This window comes from Nonomuraea sp. NPDC048881, assembly GCF_040649795.1.
Taxonomy (GTDB): Bacteria; Actinomycetota; Actinomycetes; order Streptosporangiales; family Streptosporangiaceae; genus Nonomuraea.
In genome coordinates this window covers 65938-83208 of the sequence record NZ_JBEZGC010000020.1, presented here as the reverse complement: position 1 = coordinate 83208, position 17271 = coordinate 65938, and the positions used below count along the sequence as shown (strand labels likewise).

Genomic DNA, 17271 nt, shown 5'->3' with positions numbered 1-17271 from the left:
CCGCCCGGCCCCGGCGGCGCTCAGCGCTGGCCGTTGTCGAAGTACGCGGCCAGCTCCTGGTCCAGCGGCGGCACGTCGTACGGCATGCCGCCGTCGCGCAGCGACATCGTGGCCATGTACCCGGCGGCGACGCTCATCCTGGCCGCCACGGGTGAGGTGTCGGTCGCCCCGCCCTCCGTGACGAACCGGCAGAACTCGGCCATGATCTGCGGGTCGGCCCCGCCGTGCGAGCCCTGCGCGGCCGGCACCCGGTAGGCGATGTCGCAGTCGTCCCGGTAGGAGGTGGGGCCGGTGTTCCACACCTTGACCGTGTCCCCCGGGCCGTCGCCGAAGTTCTCCAGCCGGCCCTCGGTCCCGATGACCGTGTAGTTGCGCACGTAGTCGGGGCTGAAGTGGCACTGCTGGTAGGCGGCGATGACGCCGTTGTCCAGGCGCATGTTCATGACCGACACGTCCTCGACGTCGATCACGTGGTGCAGGTCGCGCCGCTGCGTGGGCGGCCACTCGAACTCCCGCAGCCAGCCCTCCGGCCGGGGCGTCCCCGGCTCGCGGCGCGGCAGGTCGCCGTAGACCATCAGGTCGCCGAGGGCGTTCACGCGGGTGGTGTAGCCGCCGGCCAGCCAGTGGATCACGTCGAGGTCGTGCGCCGCCTTCTGCAGCAGCAGGCCCGTGGTGCGGGTGCGGTCGGCGTGCCAGTCCTTGAAGTAGTAGTCGCCGCCGTAGGACACGAAGTGGCGTACCCACACGGTCTTGGGCTCACCGATCACACCCTTGCGGATGATGTCCCGCATCAGGCGCACCACGCCCATGTGGCGCATGTTGTGCCCCACGTACAGGCGGCTGCCCGTCTCGCGGGCGGCCCGCAGGATGTTGTCGCAGCCCTCGACGGTGATGGCCATCGGCTTCTCCAGGTAGACGGCCTTGCCGGCCTGGAGGGCGTCGATGGCGATGCGCTCGTGCGTGTCGTCGGGGGTGTTGACGACGATCGCGTCGAGATCCGGCCGGTCGAGCAGCTCGCGGTACTCCCCGGTCAGGAACTCCGCCTCGAACCGCTCCGACTGCTTCTTGAGCACTGCCGGGTCGGAGTCGCACAGCGCCGCCACGACCGAGCCCTTGCCCGGCCGGTGGGCGGCCAGGGCGAGACTCGTCCGCAGACCGAGCCCGATGACTCCGATGCGCAGGTCTTCCACAAGTGTCCTTTCAAACGGTAGAACGATCAGCCCTTGGCGATGGAGGCCTCGTACTCGGCCCGCATCGCCTCGCCGCCCCTGCCCAGCCACTTCTTGACGAAGGCCGGCCAGTCCGACATCGACTTACGCCCGGTGACGATGTCGTCGACCATGTCCTTGCCCATGGTGCTCAGCTCGCCGTTCTTCTGGGTGTAGGTGTCGGAGAAGTGGCCGGTGGTGACGCGCTCCTGAAGCATAGGAGCGATCTTGGTCTCGAAGTCGTGGATGAGCTTGGTGCGCTCGGGCTGGCCGGGCAGGAACAGCGCGGACGGCGACCCGATCACGAACGAGAGCGGCTGCTGCGTGGTGGGCACCTCGGCCTTGCCCTTGTCGGTGAAGGCGAGGTCGCCGTCCTTCTTGGTGAAGTGGGTGCCCTCGACGCCGAAGTTGACGCGCTCGTACTCCTCCGTGCCGAACGGGGCGGCCAGGTAGTTGAGCACGCCGAGCAGGGTCTCGATGCGCTTGGCGTCCACCTTCTTGCTGATCGAGGTGAAGCCCACCGAGCCGAGCCCGGCGTTGTAGACCGGCTTGGACGACGGCGTCGCCGCGAACGGCACGATCGCGCCCAGGTTGTACTTCTGGGTCTTGGCGTCGTTGAGGAAGCCGGGGAACGACTCGACGTACGCGCCTATCTGGCCGTTGGCGACCTTGTCCTTGATGGTGGGCAGGGCGGGGTCGGGCCAGAACAGGTTGGCCTTGAAGCACTTGACCGCCAGCTCCAGCGCCGCCTGGTACTCGGGCGTCTCGAACTGGTGGATCAGCTTGCCGCCGGTCAGCTTCCAGGTGTTGGGAGCGCCGTACCAGTGGCTGAACATGTGCACGTGGTTGTAGTAGCTCGGTTCGAGCGGGTACTTGTTCTTCTTCACGTCGAGCAGTTGCTTGGCCTTGGCCAGGAAGTCGTCGGCGCCGGTGAACTCGGTGCCGCCGACCGGCTGCCAGTAGTCCTGGTTGACCAGGAACACCTGGCCGAAGCGGCTGTAGGCGACCGCCACGCCGTACAGCTTCCCGTCGGTGACCGCGGACTTCCAGGTCACGTCGCCCAGGTTGGCCAGGTTCGGGTACTTCTTGATCGCGTCGCCGCTCAGGTACGACGTCAGGTCGTGGAACTTGGCCGCCAGCAGCTCGGGCACCCGCTGCAGGCCCTGGTTCGGCGGGAACCAGACCAGGTCGGGCAGGTCGTCGCTGGCGATGATGGCGTTGAACTTGTCGGGGTAGCCGTCGCCCACGACGATGTTCATGCTCCACTCGGAGCCCAGGGCCTTGCTCAGCTCCTGCAGGTAGGTGTTCTGGCCGGGGGCGGGCGGCGCGACGTCCCACGTCTGGGTGAGCGAGGTGATCTTCTGGCCGTCGCCCGGGGCGGTGGCGACCGACTTGACCAGCTCGCTCGGGTACTTCAGGTACGCGGGGTCCTGGCCGGCGTCGATCGGCAGGTCGGGCGTGGGGATCTTGGCGGCGGTGTACGTCGGCAGCGTCAGCTTCTTGGACAGATCCGCGCCGCCCTTCTTCACGCCTGCGGGGCCGCTCTCGCCGCCGCAGGCCGCGAGCCCGGCGACCGTGGCGCCGGCGAGCGCGAGTCCGAGGAATCCACGACGGGACATGATGGATGACATGGTTGCTCCCGGGTTCTCAGCCCTTGATGGCGCCGGTGAGGACGCCCTTGGTGAAGTACTTCTGGAGGAAGGGGTAGGCGAGCAGGATCGGCACGAGCGCGATGATGAGCACCGCCATCTGCACCGACGAGGCGGGCAGGTCACGCACGATCGCGACGTCCGAGCCCGTGGCCGAGGTGCCGCGGAAGATGAACTGCCGCAGCACGACCTGGATGGGATGCTTGGTCTGGTCGTTGATGTAGAGGATCGCGGTGAAGAACGTGTTCCAGTACGAGACCGCGTAGAACAGGCCGACGACGGCGATCACCGCCTTGGACAGCGGGATCGCGATCCGCCACATCATCCGGAACTCGCCGCACCCGTCCATGCGGGCCGCCTCGAACAGCTCCTCGGGCAGGTTCTGGAAGAACGACCTGACCACGACCACGTTGAACGCGTTGACCAGCACCGGCACGATGAGCGACTGGTAGGTGTCGATCATGCCGAGTTCCTTGACCATGAGGTAGCTCGGGATCATGCCCGGCGTGAACAGGAACGTGGCCAGCACCATGAGCAGGATCGGCTTGCCGCCGAGCATGCCGCGCCGCGACAGCGCGTAGCCGAGGAAGACCGTGCAGATCAGGCTGAGCGCGGTGCCGGTGAGCGTGATGCCGATGCTGATCAGCACCGACCGGGTGACCGCGCCGCCGGACAGGATCAGCGAGTACGCCTCGAAGGTCGGGTGCGAGGGCCAGAGCACGTAGCTGCCGCCGTTGGCGATGCTCTCGGCGCGGCCCATCAGGCTCGTGCCGACGGCCAGCCCGAACGGGTACAGCACGGCCACGGTGATCGCGGTCAGCACGACGAACTTGAGCGTGCGCCCGGCGATGGTCGGGCGTTCCATCCACGGCGGCCTCATCGATAGATCCCCTGCTCTCCGAAGCGGTGCGCGAGCTTGTTGGCCGCGTAGATGAGCGCCGCGCCGATGAGGCCCTTCATGAGGCCGGCGGCGGTGCTCATGCCCCAGTCGCCGTCACGGATGCCGTGGTAGTAGACGTAGGTGTCGATGACCTCGGCCGCTCCGGCGCCCACGGCCTCCCGTTGCAGGACCATCTGCTCGAAGCCGACGGACAGGATGTCGCCCAGGCGCAGGATGAGCATCATGAGGATGACCGAGCGGATGCCGGGCAGCGTGACGTGCCACAGGCGGCGCTTCCAGTCGGCGCCGTCGATGGCGGCGGCCTCGTACTGGCTCATGTCGATCGCGGTGATCGCGGCCAGGAAGATGATCGTGCCCCAGCCGCAGTCCTTCCAGATGACCTGGGCCGTCACGAGCAGCTTGAACGTGTCCGCGTTCGACATCAGGTTGCCGATGGTGATGCCGTGCGAGTTCAGGAACGAGCTGACCGTGCCGGCGCCGCCGATGACCTGCTGGAACATCGCCACCACGACCACCCACGACAGGAAGTGCGGCAGGTAGACGACGGTCTGGATGAACCGCTTGACGCGGTGGCCGATCAGGGAGTTCAGCAGGAGCGCGAGCGCGATCGGGGCCGGGAAGTACAGGACGAGCTGGAGCGCCGTGATCTGCAGGGTGTTGCCGACCGCGCTCCAGAACTCCGGCTCCTCCAGCAGCATCACGAAGTTGTCCAGGCCCACCCAGGGGCTGCCCGCGATGCCGAGGAACGGCGCGTAGTCCTTGAAGGCGATGACGTTGCCGAGCAGCGGCACGTAGAAGAAGGCCACGAAGTACAGGACGCCGGGCAGGCACAGGGCCAGCAGCGTCCAGTCGCGCTTCAGCCGCTCAAGCAGGGTGACAGCGGCCACACGCTCACCTCCAGTCGGGTCGGGATGGCTGGAGGCTAGTACCGATTTATGCAAATAACTAGGTTAAAGCGATCAGATCTGAGCATGCTTGCTGGATCGATGTCACACGGCGACATGCCTGTGACAGAACGGTTATCTAATTAGCCAAGTTGGCTACGTAAAGAGCAGGCGATCTGCCTGATCGAGGGCAAACCGGACGGCGCCCAGCGTGATGCACTCGCTGCCCAGCCCCGACGCCACCACCTCCGGCGGGTAGAGGCAGTACTCCTCGAACAGCTCGCGAACCGGCTCGACCAGCAGGTCTCCGGCCGAGGAGAGGCTGCCGCCGATGACGACCATGTCCGGGTCGAGCGGGTTGACCACCGTGACGAGCCCGGCGGCCAGGCCGCGCGCGAACTCCCTGACCGCCTGGCCCGCCCGCTCGTCGCCGGCGCGGGCCCGGGCGATCGCGAACTCGGCGCACTGCCGGCTGGAGCGCAGCTCGCCCGGCTCGACGGCCATCGCGTAGTCGAGGACGTACCGGAAGGCGGTCCAGTTGTCGTTCGGCTGGGCCCCGATCTCGCCGCCCGCCGCGTGCGCCCCCCGGTACGGCCGCCCGCCGATGAGCAGCCCCATGCCGATGCGGTCGCCGGTGAACAGGTAGACGACGTCGTCGCGGCCCTGCGCGGCGCCCCGCCAGTGCTCGGCCAGGACGGCCAGGCGCATGTCGTTCTCGACCAGCACCGGCGCGGGGATCCGGGCCGACAGCTCGCCCTGCAGGTCGAGGCCGGTCCAGTCGGACAGGGCGATGCTCTTGACGACGCGCCCGGAGCCGTCGACCGTGCCGGTGGTGCCCACGCCGACGACGGTGACGTCCGCCAGCGCCAGCCCGGCCTGGGCGGCGGTCTCCGTGGCCAGCCCGACGATCTGGTCGAGCCGCTCGGCGGCGGGCATGTCGCGGTGGTTGGGCGCGCGGCGGGTGACGGCGATCGTGCCGTTCAGGTCGGCCAGCATGGCGCGCAGGCTGGAACCGCCGATGCCGACGCCCAGCACGTGCCCCGCGGAGGCGCGGAACCGGAAGCGTTTGGCCGGACGTCCCCGCTGGCGGTCGCCGGCCTCCTCCTCGCACTCCTCCGCCCAGCCCTCGGCGACCAGGTCGTCGACGATGACCTCGGCCGTCGGCCTGGACACCCGGGCGGACCTGGCCAGCTCCGACAGCGTGGCCACGTCGGCCTCGCGCAGCACGCGCAGGATGGCCGCCGAGTTGAGCTTGCGCAGAAGCGAGGCGTCGCCGCTCTGCTGTCGCACCGATACCTCCGAGTCGCCGGGCGGGTCATCTTCAAGCTTATTTCGTAATTGTGCCTGGTCCCGCTGCCGCGTGAAGCTGAGCTGTGGGGGCACTTAAGAATCCCTCGATGGACATGTTCCGAGGGGAGCGGGCACAGTGCGTTAGGTTCGGAACAGGGGGAAGTGAAGCGATGAAAGCGCTGGTCAAGCAGAAGGCCGAGCCCGGCCTTTGGCTGGTGGACGTGCCGGAGCCCGAGGTCGGGCCGGGCGAGGTGAAGATCCGGGTGTTGCGTACCGGCATCTGTGGCACCGACCTGCACATCCGCAAATATGACGACTGGGCGCGGCACACGCTGAAGCTCCCGCTCGTCGTCGGGCACGAGTTCTCCGGCCACGTGGTCGAGGTCGCGCCCGGCGTGGAGGACATCGCCGTCGGCGACCTGGTGAGCGGCGAGGGCCACATCGTCTGCGGCAAGTGCCGCAACTGCATGGCCGGACGCCGTCACCTGTGCCGCAACACGGTCGGCCTCGGCGTCAACAGGGACGGCGCGTTCGCCGAGTTCGTCACGCTGCCCGCCTCGAACGTGTGGGTGCACCGGGTTCCCGTTCATCCCGACGTGGCGGCCATCTTCGACCCGTTCGGCAACGCCGTGCACACCGCGCTGTCCTTCCCCCTGGTCGGCGAGGACGTGCTGATCACCGGCGCCGGCCCGATCGGGCTGATGGCGGCGGCCGTCGCCGCGCACGTCGGCGCGCGCAACGTGATGATCACCGACGTCAGCGACGAGCGCCTCGACCTGGCCGGCAAGCTCGGCGTCACGCTCGCGCTCAACGTCTCCAGGGCGACGATCGACGAAGGCATGCGCCAGCTCCACCTGCGGGAGGGCTTCGACGTCGGGCTTGAGATGTCCGGTAACCCTGGGGCCATGCGTGACATGATCGCGAACATGACGCACGGAGGGAAGATCGCGATGCTCGGTCTTCCCGCCGAGGAGTTCGCCGTCGACTGGGCCACCGTGGTGACCTCGATGCTCACCATCAAGGGCATTTACGGCCGGGAGATGTACGAGACCTGGTACAACATGTCAGTCCTGCTGGAAAAGGGTCTCGACCTCTCCCCCGTGATCACCGATCGGTTCCCGTACCACGACTTCGACGCCGCCTTCGACACGGCCGCGAGCGGCCGTACGGGCAAGGTCATCCTCGATTGGAGCGCTTGATGTTCACGAACGTGCGCGAGCAGCTGCGTGCGACGCTCGACGAGATCACCGAGGCCGGGCTGCTCAAGCCCGAGCGGGTGATCACCACCCCGCAGAGCTCCCAGGTCGGCGTGGCCGGGCGCGAGGTGCTGAACTTCTGCGCCAACAACTACCTGGGCCTGGCCGACCATCCCGAGGTGGTCGAGGCGGCCAAGCAGGCGCTCGACCGCTGGGGCTTCGGCATGGCCTCCGTACGGTTCATCTGCGGCACCCAGGAGGTGCACAAGGAGCTCGAATCCCGCCTGTCGGACTTCCTGGGCATGGAGGACACCGTCCTCTACAGCTCGTGCTTCGACGCCAACGGCGGCGTGTTCGAGACCCTGCTCGACGCCCAGGACGCGGTCATCTCCGACGCCCTCAACCACGCCAGCATCATCGACGGCATCCGCCTGTCCAAGGCCCAGCGCTTCCGCTACGCCAACCGCGACATGGCCGAGCTGGAGGCCAGGCTCAAGGAGGCGTCCGACGCCCGGCGGCGGCTGATCGTCACCGACGGCGTCTTCTCCATGGACGGCTACCTCGCCCCGCTGCGCGAGATCTGCGACCTGGCCGACCGCTACGACGCCATGGTCATGGTGGACGACTCCCACGCCGTCGGCTTCGTCGGCCCCACCGGCCGCGGCACGCCCGAGCTGCACGGCGTCACCGACCGGGTCGACATCATCACCGGCACCCTCGGCAAGGCGCTCGGCGGGGCCAGCGGCGGCTACGTCTCGGCCCGCAGGGAGGTCTGCGAGCTGCTGCGCCAGCGGTCGCGGCCGTACCTGTTCTCCAACTCCCTGGCCCCGGTCATCGCCTCGGCCTCGCTGCGCATCCTCGACCTGCTGGAGACCTCCGGCGAGGCGCGCGAGCGGCTGCGTTCGAACACCGCGCGCTTCCGCAGCGAGATGACCAAGGCCGGGTTCGACATCCTGCCCGGCGAGCACCCGATCGTGCCCGTGATGATCGGCGACGCCGCCGAGGCGGGGGCCATGGCCGAACGCCTCCTCGACCTGGGCGTCTACGTGATCGGCTTCTCCTATCCGGTCGTGCCGCACGGCCAGGCCAGGATCCGGGTGCAGCTCTCGGCCGCCCACTCCGCCGAGGACGTCGACCGGGCCGTGGCGGCTTTCGTCCAAGCACGCCAGGGTTGAGTATCCTCGCTGCGTGATTGACACGCGGCGGCTGCGCACACTGCGGGCGGTGGCCGACCACGGCACGGTCACCGCCGCCGCGGCGGCGCTCCACCTGACCCCGTCGGCGGTCTCCCAGCAGCTCGTGGCGTTGGAGCACGAGGTGGGCCACCGGCTGTTCACGCGTGACGGCCGGGGCGTGCACCTCACCGCCGTGGGCAAGATCATGCTGGGGCACGCCAACGAGGTCCTGGCCCAGCTCGAACGCGCCGAGGCCGAGGTGGCCGCGTACACCACCGGCGAGGCCGGCGAGGTGGCCGTGGCCTGCTTCGCCACCGCCATCAGCGCCGTGCTCTCCCCCGCCATCGCCGCCCTGCGCGCCACCGCGCCCGGCCTGCAGGTCCGGGTGCTCGACGCCGAGGGCGACCACAGCCTGGCCATGCTGCTCGACGGCGGGGCCGACCTGGCGGTGACGGTCGAGTACCGGGGCGGCCCCGACGCCGCCGACCGCCGGCTGTCGCGCATCCCCCTGTACGCCGAGCCGTTCGACCTGGTCCTGCCCGAGGGGCATCCGGATGCGGGGGCGGCCACGCTGGTGTCGCTCGCCGCCGACACCTGGATCGGCCCCTATCCGGGCAATCCCGTGCACGACGTCATCACGTTCGCGTGCCAGCAGGTGGGGTTCACGCCCAACGTCGTCCACTGCTCCGACGACTTCCGGGCCGTGGTGGCGCTGGTGGGGGCGGGCGCGGGGGTGGCGCTCGTGCCGCGCCTCGCGCTGCGGGACATGGCGCTGTCCGGGGTGGTGGTGCGCCAGACGCCGGGGCCCGACCGCCGCGTCTTCGCCGCGATCCGCCGCGGGGCCGACGCCCACCCCCTGCTCCGGCCGCTGTTGTCGACGTTGCGCACGGTCGCCGCCTCCCTCACCTCCGACTGACCGCCCCTGCCGCGCCCGACGGCGGGCGGCGGCGGTCAGGAGCGGGCTGTGGTGACGGCCTCGGTGAAGCGGGCGTAGCGGTCGAGCTCGGCCGTCACGGGGTCCAGCACGTAGTTCCCGGCGACCTCGCCGATGGCGGCGCGCAGGGCGCGGGCCGTACGTCTGGCCCGGCGCCGCCCGCCCGCCCACGCGGCCAGCCTGGACGACAAGGCGATCACCACCCCGGCCAGCGCGCCGCCCGCCAGCAGCACGGTCGGCCACGGCACCGCGCCCACGGTCGGGAGCGGCGGCTGCGGCAGGCGCAGGTAGTCCATCCCGAACAGCACGCCCAGCCACAACGCGCCCGCCACCATGACGGCGAAGACCAGCCACTGCAGCACGTTCACCATCCGCCACCACCGCGGCCTGCGGGTCGTGCCCGCGGTGGTGCGGCCCACGGCCCGGTCCACCGCGTCGGCCAGCTCCGGGGAGCGCGAGCGCGCGGCCTGCCGCACCGCCGCCGCCCACGGGCCGGGCAGGTCCGCGGCGGCCGCCTCGCCGACGTCCCTGATCGCCGTCTCGACCTGCGCCCGCTGTACGGCCGACGCCGCCGGCACCGACGTACGCCCCACGATCTCCTTGCCCGGTTTCCCCACCCCGATCCTGAGCCTGCGCAACGGGTCGGGACGGAACCTGCGCAACCAGCGGGTGACCGGCCAGCCGGTGGCGACCACGGCCCGGTGCCGGTGCCCCTTGGCCACGGCCTCCAGGACCAGCGGCACCCCGGCGGCCTGGGAGAGCGCGCCCGTGAGCCGCCGGTCCAGCCCGGCCGCCCGCCGGTCGCCGGGGTCCGGCCGGGCGCCGTCCGCGGCCAGGTGACCGGCGGCGGCGGTGACGTCGGCGGCCAGGCGGGCGGCCCACGACGCGCGCTCGGCGACCCGGTCGGCGAGCACCGAGCGCAGCTCCGGCAGGCCCGTCCCGGTCCTGGCGGAGACCGGCAGCACCGGCACGCCCGCCAGCCCGTCCTCCTCCAGGAGGCGGCGCAGGTCGGCCACGCAGCGGTCCACAGCCTGTGGAGGCAGGCGGTCCACCTGGTTGAGCACCACCAGCATCACGTCGCGGTGCCCGGCCAGCGGGCGCAGGTAGCGTTCGTGCAGCGCGGCGTCGGCGTACTTCTGCGGGTCCACGACCCAGACGAGCAGGTCCACCAGCGCCACCAGGCGGTCCACCTCAAGGCGGTGGGAGAGCCGGATGGAGTCGTGGTCGGGAAGGTCGAGGAGGACGAGACCCGACATCCCGGGCGCCTCGGCGGCGGAGTGGCGGCGCGGGACGTCCAGCCAGTCCAGCAGCGGGCCGGCTCCCTCGCCGTCCCACAGGGCGGCCTGGGCGGTGGACGTCGTCGGCCTGGTGACGCCCACGGCGGCCAGGTCCTCGCCGGCCAGGGCGTTGTAGAGCGAGGACTTGCCGCTGCCGGTCGCGCCGGCGAGCGCGGCCACGGTGTGGTCGACGGAGAGGCTGCGGCGGGCGCCGGCCCGTTCGGCGACGGACCGCGCGGCGGACACGTCCTGCTCGGGAAGGCGTCCTTCGGCCAGCTCGGCGGCCTCCAGCAGGGCGGCCAGCCGGGAGTCGAGCGAGGGCCCCTCCTTGCGGCGCAGCAGCTTCACGGCCCCTCCGGGCGGTCGCGAGCGGGCAACTCGGCTGTGGGAGCGGGGGGAGCCGGGGGAACGGGGAGTTCCGCCGTCGGCGCGGAGGCGGTGGGGAGTTCGGCGCGGTGGTCGCGGACGGCGCGGGCCGCCGCGCGCAGGGCGTCGGCCGTGCCCCTGGGCGGTTCGACGGTCTCCAGCCGGTCGGTGAAGCGGGCGGCCTCCTCCGCCAGCAGCACCCGCACCCGTTCGCGCAGGTCCTCGCGGGCCCGCGTGGTCAGCGAGCGCACGGCCTGGTCGCCGAAGACGGCCTCCAGCAGCTTCTGCGACAACACGCTCGTGCCGCCCGCGATGCCGACCTCGATCCCGGTGAGCCCACCGGTCGAGGCGAACACGGCCAGCATGAGCAGCAGCCCCGCCCCGTTGACCCCGAACGAGGCCAGCCGGGCGGTGGTGCGTTTCTCCGCCCCCTCCTCGCGTACGAGGTCGAGGACGAACTCCTGCCAGCCGCGCACCGCCGCCTCGGCCCGTCCGGCCAGGTCGGGAGAGGCCCGGCCGAGCCGCGCGGCCTCCATGGCGCCGAGCCGGTCGAGCAGCCCGCCGCCGCCCGGCGCGGCCGACCACCCTTCGAGCGCGCGTTCGGCGGCGCCGTCGGCCGCGCCCCTGATCAGCGATTCGACGCCGCTCTCCAGGGCGTCCTTGAGCTCGACGGCGGGGGCGCGGCCGGTGAAGAAGCCGACGATCCGGTCACGCAGCCACCCCACCCGGCTCTCCAAGGAACGCATGAGGTCGCCGGTGCCGATGAAGTCCTGCCAGCGGGCCAGCACCTCGCCGCGCAGCAGGGAACCGTCGCGCATGCCCTCGTCGAAGTCGGCCATGCCGCCCGCGTACGCGGCGGTCACGATCGTCCGCAGCCCGTCGAAGGCGGCCTGCTGGCGTTCGACGGCCGTGGCCAGCGCGGGGACGCGGGTGTCCAGGCTGTCCAGGGCCCCCGACAACGTCTGGCGGACGACCCGGGACCGCTCGGCGGCGTCGGCGGCCAGCCCCGTGAGCCAGGAGACGATGGGCCGCACCGACTCCTCCGGCAGCCGCGCCTTCTCGTCGGGCAGCGCGGCCTCGGGCACGGTGAACAGCCGGGTGCCCGGCAGGCCGTTCTCCACCAGGAGCCGGTCGAGGTCGCGCGAGACGGGCTCGACGGCCTCGGGCGCGATCCGGTCGAGGACGACGGCCAGGGCCGTGCTGCGTTCGCGGGCCGAGCGCAGGAAGCTCCAGGGCACCTCGTCGGCGTACCGGGCGGCGGTGGTGACGAACAGCCACAGGTCGGCGGCGGCGAGGAGCTGTGCGGCCAGCTCCCGGTTGGAGGTGACCACGGAGTCGATGTCGGGGGCGTCGAGCAGCGCCAGCCCGGCGCCCAATGCGTCGGAGGCGACCACGCGCAGCGCGCCCGCGCCGCCGCCACCGGACTCGCCGGTGGCGCGGGACAGGCCGGGCAGCACGTTCTGGCCCGTGAACCAGTCGCGGTCGGCCGGGTTGACGACGAGCGTGGGCACCAGCGTGGTGGGCCGCAGCACGCCGGGCTCGGCCACGTCGGCCCCCACCAGCGAGTTGACCAGCGTGGATTTGCCCGCCCCGGTGGACCCGCCGACGACGGCGAGCAGCGGCGCGTCGATCGCCCGCAGCCGCGGCAGCAGGTAGTCGTCGAGCTGCCCGGCCAGCTCGCGCAGGGCACGCCGGTCCGCCGCGGCCTCGCCGATCGCCAGCGGGAACAGCTCGCGGTCGAGCGGGCGGCGCAACGACTCCAACGCCCCCAGCAGATCCATAGGTGCCAACCCCGCTTCCCGCGGTACGCCGCTCGACACCTCGCGCCCGCAGGTCCACGCTACGGTGAGCGCTCGGGACGGTCCACCGGCCGGGGCCGCGCGGCGGGGATCAACCGGCGGGCGGCGGCTCCCTGAGCACGTACCCGACGCTGCGCAGCGTGTGGATTAGACGGGGCTCGACGTCGTCCACCTTGCGCCGCAGGTAGGAGACGTACGACTCGACGACGCCGGCGTCGCCGCCGAAGTCGTAGTTCCACACGTGGTCGAGGATCTGCGCCTTCGACAACACGCGGCCGGCGTTGACCATGAAGTAGTGCAGCAGCTTGAACTCCGTCGGGGACAGCCGCACCTGGCGGCCGGCCCGCCAGACCTCGCGGGCGTCCTCGTCCAGCTCCAGGTCGGCCACCTTCAGCCGGCTGGCCGGCGCCCCCTCCGTCCTGGTACGGCGCAGCACCGCCCGGATCCTGGCCTGCACCTCCTCCAGGCTGAACGGCTTGGTGACGTAGTCGTCGCCGACCCGGAGACCGGCGATCTTGTCCTCGGTGGCGTCCCGGGCGGTGAGGAACAGCACGGGCGCGTCGATCCGCCTGGCCACCTCGAACCCGTCCAGGTCGGGCAGCATGACGTCGAGCACCACCAGGTCGGGCGCGGCGCGTTCGGCGACCTCGACGGCCTCCTGCCCGTCGGCGGCGGTCAGCACCTCGAATCCGGAGAAGCGCAGGCTGGCGGAGAGCAGGTCCCTGATGCTGGGCTCGTCGTCCACCACCATGATCAACGCCTCGCGGGCCTCGCGGAGCTCGGGTTTCGTCACGATTCCAGGGTGACCCAGGCACCTGAGGGATAGCTGAAGGCTCACTCCAAGGCGAGTGGGAGTTCGACCCGGAAGGTGGAGCCCTCCTCGGGCGAGCTGGTCAGCGTCACGGTCCCGCCGTGGGCCTGGACGAGCGCCTGCACGATGGCCAGGCCGAGCCCGCTGCCGCGGTCCTCGGAGGAACGGCGGCGGCTGCGCGCGGAGTCGGCGCGGTAGAAACGTTCGAAGACCCGCTCGACCTGCTCGGGCGGCAGGCCGGGGCCGCTGTCGGCGACCTCGGTGAAGACGGTGTCGTCGGTCGCCCCGGCCCGGACGACGATGGGCGTGCCTGGCTCGGTGTGCACGATGGCGTTGGTCATGAGGTTGCTGATGACCTGCCGCAGGCGCACCTCGTCGCCGGAGACGATGAGCGCCGCGCCGCCGACCACGTCCAGCTTCACCGTCCGGTCGGGGGCGAGGATCCTGGCGTCGTGCACGGCGTCGGCGACCAGGGCCAGCATGTCCACCGGGCGCATCTGGAGCGGGCGCTGCTGGTCCACCCTGGCCAGCAGCAGCAGGTCGTCCACCAGCAGGCTCATGCGCCCGGCGGCCTTCTCCACGCGCTGCATCAGCTCGGCGGGGTCGGCGCCGGGGTTCTGGCGGGCGTACTCGGCGAAGCCGCGGATGGAGGTGAGCGGGGTGCGCAGCTCGTGGGAGGCGTCGCCGACGAACTGGCGCATGCGGTCCTCGGAGCGGCGGGCCGCCGCCTCCGACGCCGAGCGCGCGGCGAAGGCGGTCTCGATCTGCGCCAGCATGCCGTTGAGCGACCTGGCCAGGCGGCCCACCTCGGTGCGGGGGTCGGCGTCCGGCACCCGGCGGCCGAGCTCGCCGCCCGCGATGGCCTCGGCCGTGCGCTCGATCTGGCCGAGCGGGCGCATGCTGCGGCGCACGATCGTGACGCCCGCGACCGCCAGGATGAGCAGGATGCCGCCACCGCCGAGCAGCTCGATCAGCACGAGCCGCCGGGTGATGGCGTCCACCTCCTCCAGGTCCACCGCGACGACCAGCGTGCGCCGCTGGATCTCGCTCTGGAGCACCCGCCACTCGCCGTCGCCGCCGGCGGCGGGCGCGGTGTAGGCGTCCACGCCGGGCGACTCGCGCAGGACGGGCTTGGGCTTGGCGTCCACGTCGCGGTCGCGCAGCATCGGGACGAACGCCTCACCCGGCTCCTTGACCAGCGCGATCGCGTCGGACTCGATGAGGATCGGGCGGTCGGGGGTCTCCCTGTCCCGCCGCCAGTCGCTGACGACCTTCTTGTGCATGCGCACGCTGAGCAGGTTGAGCTGGCTGTCCACCCGGTCCATGAGGTAACCGTGCAGGACCGAGACGCTGACCAGGCCGACGAAGGTCATGCCGCAGCCCAGCAGGGCCAGCATCGCCGCGATCAGCTTGACCCTCAGCGGCAGGGCTCTCATCAGGGGCTCGGCGGCAGGCGCAGCACGTATCCGACGCCCCGCAGGGTGTGGATGAGCCGGGGGCTACGGTTGTCGATCTTCCGGCGCAGGACGGACACGTACGACTCCACGATGCCCACCTCGCCCCTGAAGTCGTAGTCCCAGACGTGGTCGAGGATCTGCGGCTTGGACAGCACGCGCCCGGCGTTGGTCATGAAGTAGCGCAGCAGCTTGAACTCGGTCGGCGAGAGCGAGACGGCGTTGCCGCCGCGCCAGACCTCGTGGCTCTCCTCGTCCAGCTCGATGTCGGCGAAGGTCAGCCTGGGCGGCGCGGCCTGCGCGTCCCCGCTCGTGCGCCGGAGCACCGCGTGGATCCTGGCCACGACCTCCTCCAGGCTGAACGGCTTGGTGACGTAGTCGTCGCCGCCGATCGTGAGCCCGCGGATCTTGTCCTCGGTCTCGTCGCGGGCGGTCAGGAACACCACGGGCGTGTGCAGCCCGCCGCTCCGCATCCGGCGGACGATCTCGAACCCGTCCAGGTCGGGCAGCATGACGTCGAGCACGACGAGGTCGGGCCGGTGCCGTTGCACGGCGTTGACGGCGTCGAGGCCGCTCTTGGCCGTGGTCACGTCGAAGCCCGCGAACCTCAGGCTCGCGGCGAGGAGTTCGAGGATGTTGGGGTCGTCCTCGACGATCAGCAGGCGTGATTCCATCACCTCCAAGGATGCCCTCATCGGGAGAGTGCTGGAACAATTCCGGCAATATGCCGGGCAATTGCCAGACTTGACGTCGCCGCGGGCGAGGGCGCGTTGCGGACCAGCACCACGCTCCCGTGGACGTCGACCACGAAGTCGTCCACCAGCCGGCCGTCCCTGGCGACGGCCTGGGCGCGTACGCCGCCGCCGGTCCTGACGAGGTCGGCGGCGGTGAGCTCGGGCACGTACCGCCGGGCGGCCCGGACGAACGCGCTTTTGACCAGCGAGCCGTAGACCTCCTTGATCCCGGTACGCCAGTGGGTGCGAGCCATGCGAAGCGTCCCCGGCCAACGCACAATTTGACCGAAATTTCGTACATCTCGCCATCGGTAGCCTTCGTAGGCCAGGGCCAGCACCGCGTTCGGCCCCACCAGGACCTCGTCGTCGATGTGCCTGGTCAGATGCACGCCCAGGAACGGGTACCGCGGGTCGGGCACCGGGTAGATCAGCCCGCGCACCAGCTCCCTGGCCGCCCCGGCCAGCGCGTAGTACTCGCCCCGGAACGGCACGATCCGCACGTCCCCCGCCGCCCCTGCCATCCTGGCGACCGCGTCCGTGCCGAGGCCGCCGCAGACCACCAGCCGGTCGAAGGTGAACCGCCGCCCCCCGGCCAGCACCTCGACGCCCCTCGACGTCTCGCGGATCGCCCGTACGGGGTGCGACAGGCGGACCGAGCCGCCCGCCCTGGCCACGTCGAGGGCGAGCGCGCGGGCGACGGCGGGGAAGTCGGCGATGGCGGTGTGCGGCGAGTGGATCGCGGCGACGCCGACCGCGTGCGGCTCGATCTCGCGCAGGCCGAGGCCGTCCAGCTCGGCGACGCCCGGCACGCCGTTGGCCCGCGCCCGCTCGGCCAGCGCGCGCAGCGGCCCGCGCTCGGCCCGCGTGCTCGCCACGACCAGCTTGCCGACCTCCCGGTAGGGCAGCTCGTGCTCGGCGCAGTACGCCTTGAGCAGCGCCACGCCCTCCCGGCACAGCCTGGCCTTGAGCGACCCCGGCGGGTAGTAGATCCCGGCGTGCACGACGCCGCTGTTGTGCCCGGTCTGGTGGGCGCCGACGCGCGGCTCCTTGTCCAGCACGGTCACCTCGGCGCCGCGGGCGGCGGCCAGCTCGCGCGCCACGGCCAGTCCGACGATCCCGGCGCCGACGACACCGATCTTTTCCGTCACACACCTGATTTTCCTGGTAAAGGCCGCCCTGCCGCCATACCTGGGCGAATCGAACATGAGTACGATGGCCTTCATGTACGTCCCGCCAGAGTGGCCCGCCGAGGTCCGCCCGCCCAGCGTCCCCGACTGGGAGACCTCGGCGGTGGCCTGGCTGCTCGACGCGGTGCCACCCGACTACCGGGCCTACGAAGTGCTGAGGCGGCACCCGGTGGCCCTGGCCAGCATGGCCAGGCATCACGTGCGGTCGGCGGTCGAGGCCGCCCGCGCGGGCTATCGCGGCGCGGCCGTCGATCTCAAGGGCCACCTGCCGCCGCACGCCATCGAGGCCGTGCTCGACACCTACCGCGAGGAGGGGCCGCGGCTGGTGCGCCTGTCACGCTCGATCGAGGTGGTCGAGCGCGCGCTGCGCGGCGACATGTTCACCGCGACCATGCGTCACCCCTGA

General features: G+C 71.4%; 15 protein-coding genes. 4 read left to right on the top strand and 11 right to left on the bottom strand.

Going from position 1 to position 17271, the window contains the following annotated elements; genetic code table 11:
- Window positions 1–20: 20 nt before the first annotated feature.
- The 5 genes from AB0C33_RS42580 to AB0C33_RS42560 form a co-directional block, all read right to left on the bottom strand.
- A complete protein-coding gene (locus AB0C33_RS42580) occupies window positions 21–1190 on the bottom strand; it encodes a Gfo/Idh/MocA family oxidoreductase (protein ID WP_358298804.1) in 1170 nt (389 codons plus the stop codon).
- 26 nt (window positions 1191–1216) lie between these two features.
- Window positions 1217–2839, bottom strand: a complete 1623-nt coding sequence (locus AB0C33_RS42575) for a hypothetical protein (protein ID WP_358298802.1) — start codon at window positions 2837–2839, stop codon at window positions 1217–1219.
- Between the two features lie 16 nt (window positions 2840–2855).
- Window positions 2856–3722, bottom strand: coding sequence for a carbohydrate ABC transporter permease (locus tag AB0C33_RS42570; protein ID WP_352325035.1), 867 nt, complete (start codon window positions 3720–3722; stop codon window positions 2856–2858).
- An 11-nt stretch (window positions 3723–3733) separates the two neighbouring features.
- Window positions 3734–4645, bottom strand: coding sequence for an ABC transporter permease subunit (locus AB0C33_RS42565; RefSeq protein ID WP_357976243.1), 912 nt, complete (start codon window positions 4643–4645; stop codon window positions 3734–3736).
- Window positions 4646–4798: 153 nt separating this feature from the next.
- Window positions 4799–5932 carry an ROK family protein gene (locus AB0C33_RS42560; RefSeq protein WP_358298800.1) on the bottom strand — a complete coding sequence of 378 codons (1134 nt, stop codon included), beginning with the start codon at window positions 5930–5932 and terminating at the stop codon, window positions 4799–4801.
- 170 nt (window positions 5933–6102) lie between these two features.
- Between AB0C33_RS42560 and tdh the strand changes: the two genes are divergently transcribed.
- Genes tdh through AB0C33_RS42545 form a run of 3 tightly spaced genes read left to right on the top strand, consistent with a single transcriptional unit; the run spans window position 6103 to window position 9219 of the window.
- The gene (gene tdh, locus AB0C33_RS42555) at window positions 6103–7131 is read left to right on the top strand and encodes an L-threonine 3-dehydrogenase (protein WP_358298798.1); all 1029 of its coding nucleotides are present in this window, start codon (window positions 6103–6105) and stop codon (window positions 7129–7131) included.
- Window positions 7131–8303 (top strand): glycine C-acetyltransferase, encoded by a 1173-nt coding sequence (locus AB0C33_RS42550; protein ID WP_358298796.1) that lies wholly within the window; start codon window positions 7131–7133, stop codon window positions 8301–8303. Before tdh ends, AB0C33_RS42550 begins: the two co-directional genes overlap by 1 nt.
- 13 nt (window positions 8304–8316) lie before the next feature.
- Entirely contained in the window at window positions 8317–9219 is a 903-nt protein-coding gene (locus AB0C33_RS42545) for a LysR family transcriptional regulator (protein ID WP_358298794.1), read from the top strand.
- 35 nt (window positions 9220–9254) lie between these two features.
- On the opposite strand, the gene AB0C33_RS42540 is transcribed toward AB0C33_RS42545, so the two are convergent.
- The 6 genes from AB0C33_RS42540 to lhgO all read right to left on the bottom strand — a co-directional run bounded on the left by AB0C33_RS42540 (window position 9255) and on the right by lhgO (window position 16826).
- The gene (locus AB0C33_RS42540) at window positions 9255–10862 is read right to left on the bottom strand and encodes a YfjP family GTPase (protein ID WP_358298792.1); all 1608 of its coding nucleotides are present in this window, start codon (window positions 10860–10862) and stop codon (window positions 9255–9257) included.
- Window positions 10859–12661: an ABC transporter gene (locus AB0C33_RS42535; protein WP_358298790.1), complete on the bottom strand. Its 1803-nt coding sequence runs from the start codon at window positions 12659–12661 to the stop codon at window positions 10859–10861. Before AB0C33_RS42535 ends, AB0C33_RS42540 begins: the two co-directional genes overlap by 4 nt.
- Window positions 12662–12770: 109 nt before the next feature.
- On the bottom strand, window positions 12771–13430 hold the full coding sequence (locus AB0C33_RS42530) for a response regulator transcription factor (RefSeq protein ID WP_352361783.1): 660 nt from the start codon (window positions 13428–13430) through the stop codon (window positions 12771–12773).
- 83 nt (window positions 13431–13513) lie between these two features.
- Entirely contained in the window at window positions 13514–14926 is a 1413-nt protein-coding gene (locus tag AB0C33_RS42525) for a HAMP domain-containing sensor histidine kinase (RefSeq protein ID WP_358298788.1), read from the bottom strand.
- Window positions 14926–15618, bottom strand: a complete 693-nt coding sequence (locus AB0C33_RS42520) for a response regulator transcription factor (protein WP_352361663.1) — start codon at window positions 15616–15618, stop codon at window positions 14926–14928. Before AB0C33_RS42520 ends, AB0C33_RS42525 begins: the two co-directional genes overlap by 1 nt.
- Window positions 15619–15635: 17 nt before the next feature.
- On the bottom strand, window positions 15636–16826 hold the full coding sequence (lhgO, locus tag AB0C33_RS42515) for an L-2-hydroxyglutarate oxidase (RefSeq protein WP_358298786.1): 1191 nt from the start codon (window positions 16824–16826) through the stop codon (window positions 15636–15638).
- A gap of 73 nt (window positions 16827–16899) precedes the next feature.
- Between lhgO and AB0C33_RS42510 the strand changes: the two genes are divergently transcribed.
- On the top strand, window positions 16900–17271 hold the full coding sequence (locus tag AB0C33_RS42510) for a hypothetical protein (RefSeq protein ID WP_358298784.1): 372 nt from the start codon (window positions 16900–16902) through the stop codon (window positions 17269–17271).

Coding starts and splice junctions, on each gene's coding strand:
- AB0C33_RS42570 (WP_352325035.1), bottom strand. CDS start 3,722: ATGGAACGCCCGACCATCGCCGGGCGCACGCTCAAGTTCGTCGTGCTG.
- AB0C33_RS42520 (WP_352361663.1), bottom strand. CDS start 15,618: ATGGAATCACGCCTGCTGATCGTCGAGGACGACCCCAACATCCTCGAA.
- AB0C33_RS42535 (WP_358298790.1), bottom strand. CDS start 12,661: ATGGATCTGCTGGGGGCGTTGGAGTCGTTGCGCCGCCCGCTCGACCGC.
- AB0C33_RS42530 (WP_352361783.1), bottom strand. CDS start 13,430: ATGGTGGTGGACGACGAGCCCAGCATCAGGGACCTGCTCTCCGCCAGC.
- AB0C33_RS42575 (WP_358298802.1), bottom strand. CDS start 2,839: ATGTCATCCATCATGTCCCGTCGTGGATTCCTCGGACTCGCGCTCGCC.
- tdh (WP_358298798.1), top strand. CDS start 6,103: ATGAAAGCGCTGGTCAAGCAGAAGGCCGAGCCCGGCCTTTGGCTGGTG.
- AB0C33_RS42550 (WP_358298796.1), top strand. CDS start 7,131: ATGTTCACGAACGTGCGCGAGCAGCTGCGTGCGACGCTCGACGAGATC.
- AB0C33_RS42525 (WP_358298788.1), bottom strand. CDS start 14,926: ATGAGAGCCCTGCCGCTGAGGGTCAAGCTGATCGCGGCGATGCTGGCC.
- AB0C33_RS42510 (WP_358298784.1), top strand. CDS start 16,900: ATGTACGTCCCGCCAGAGTGGCCCGCCGAGGTCCGCCCGCCCAGCGTC.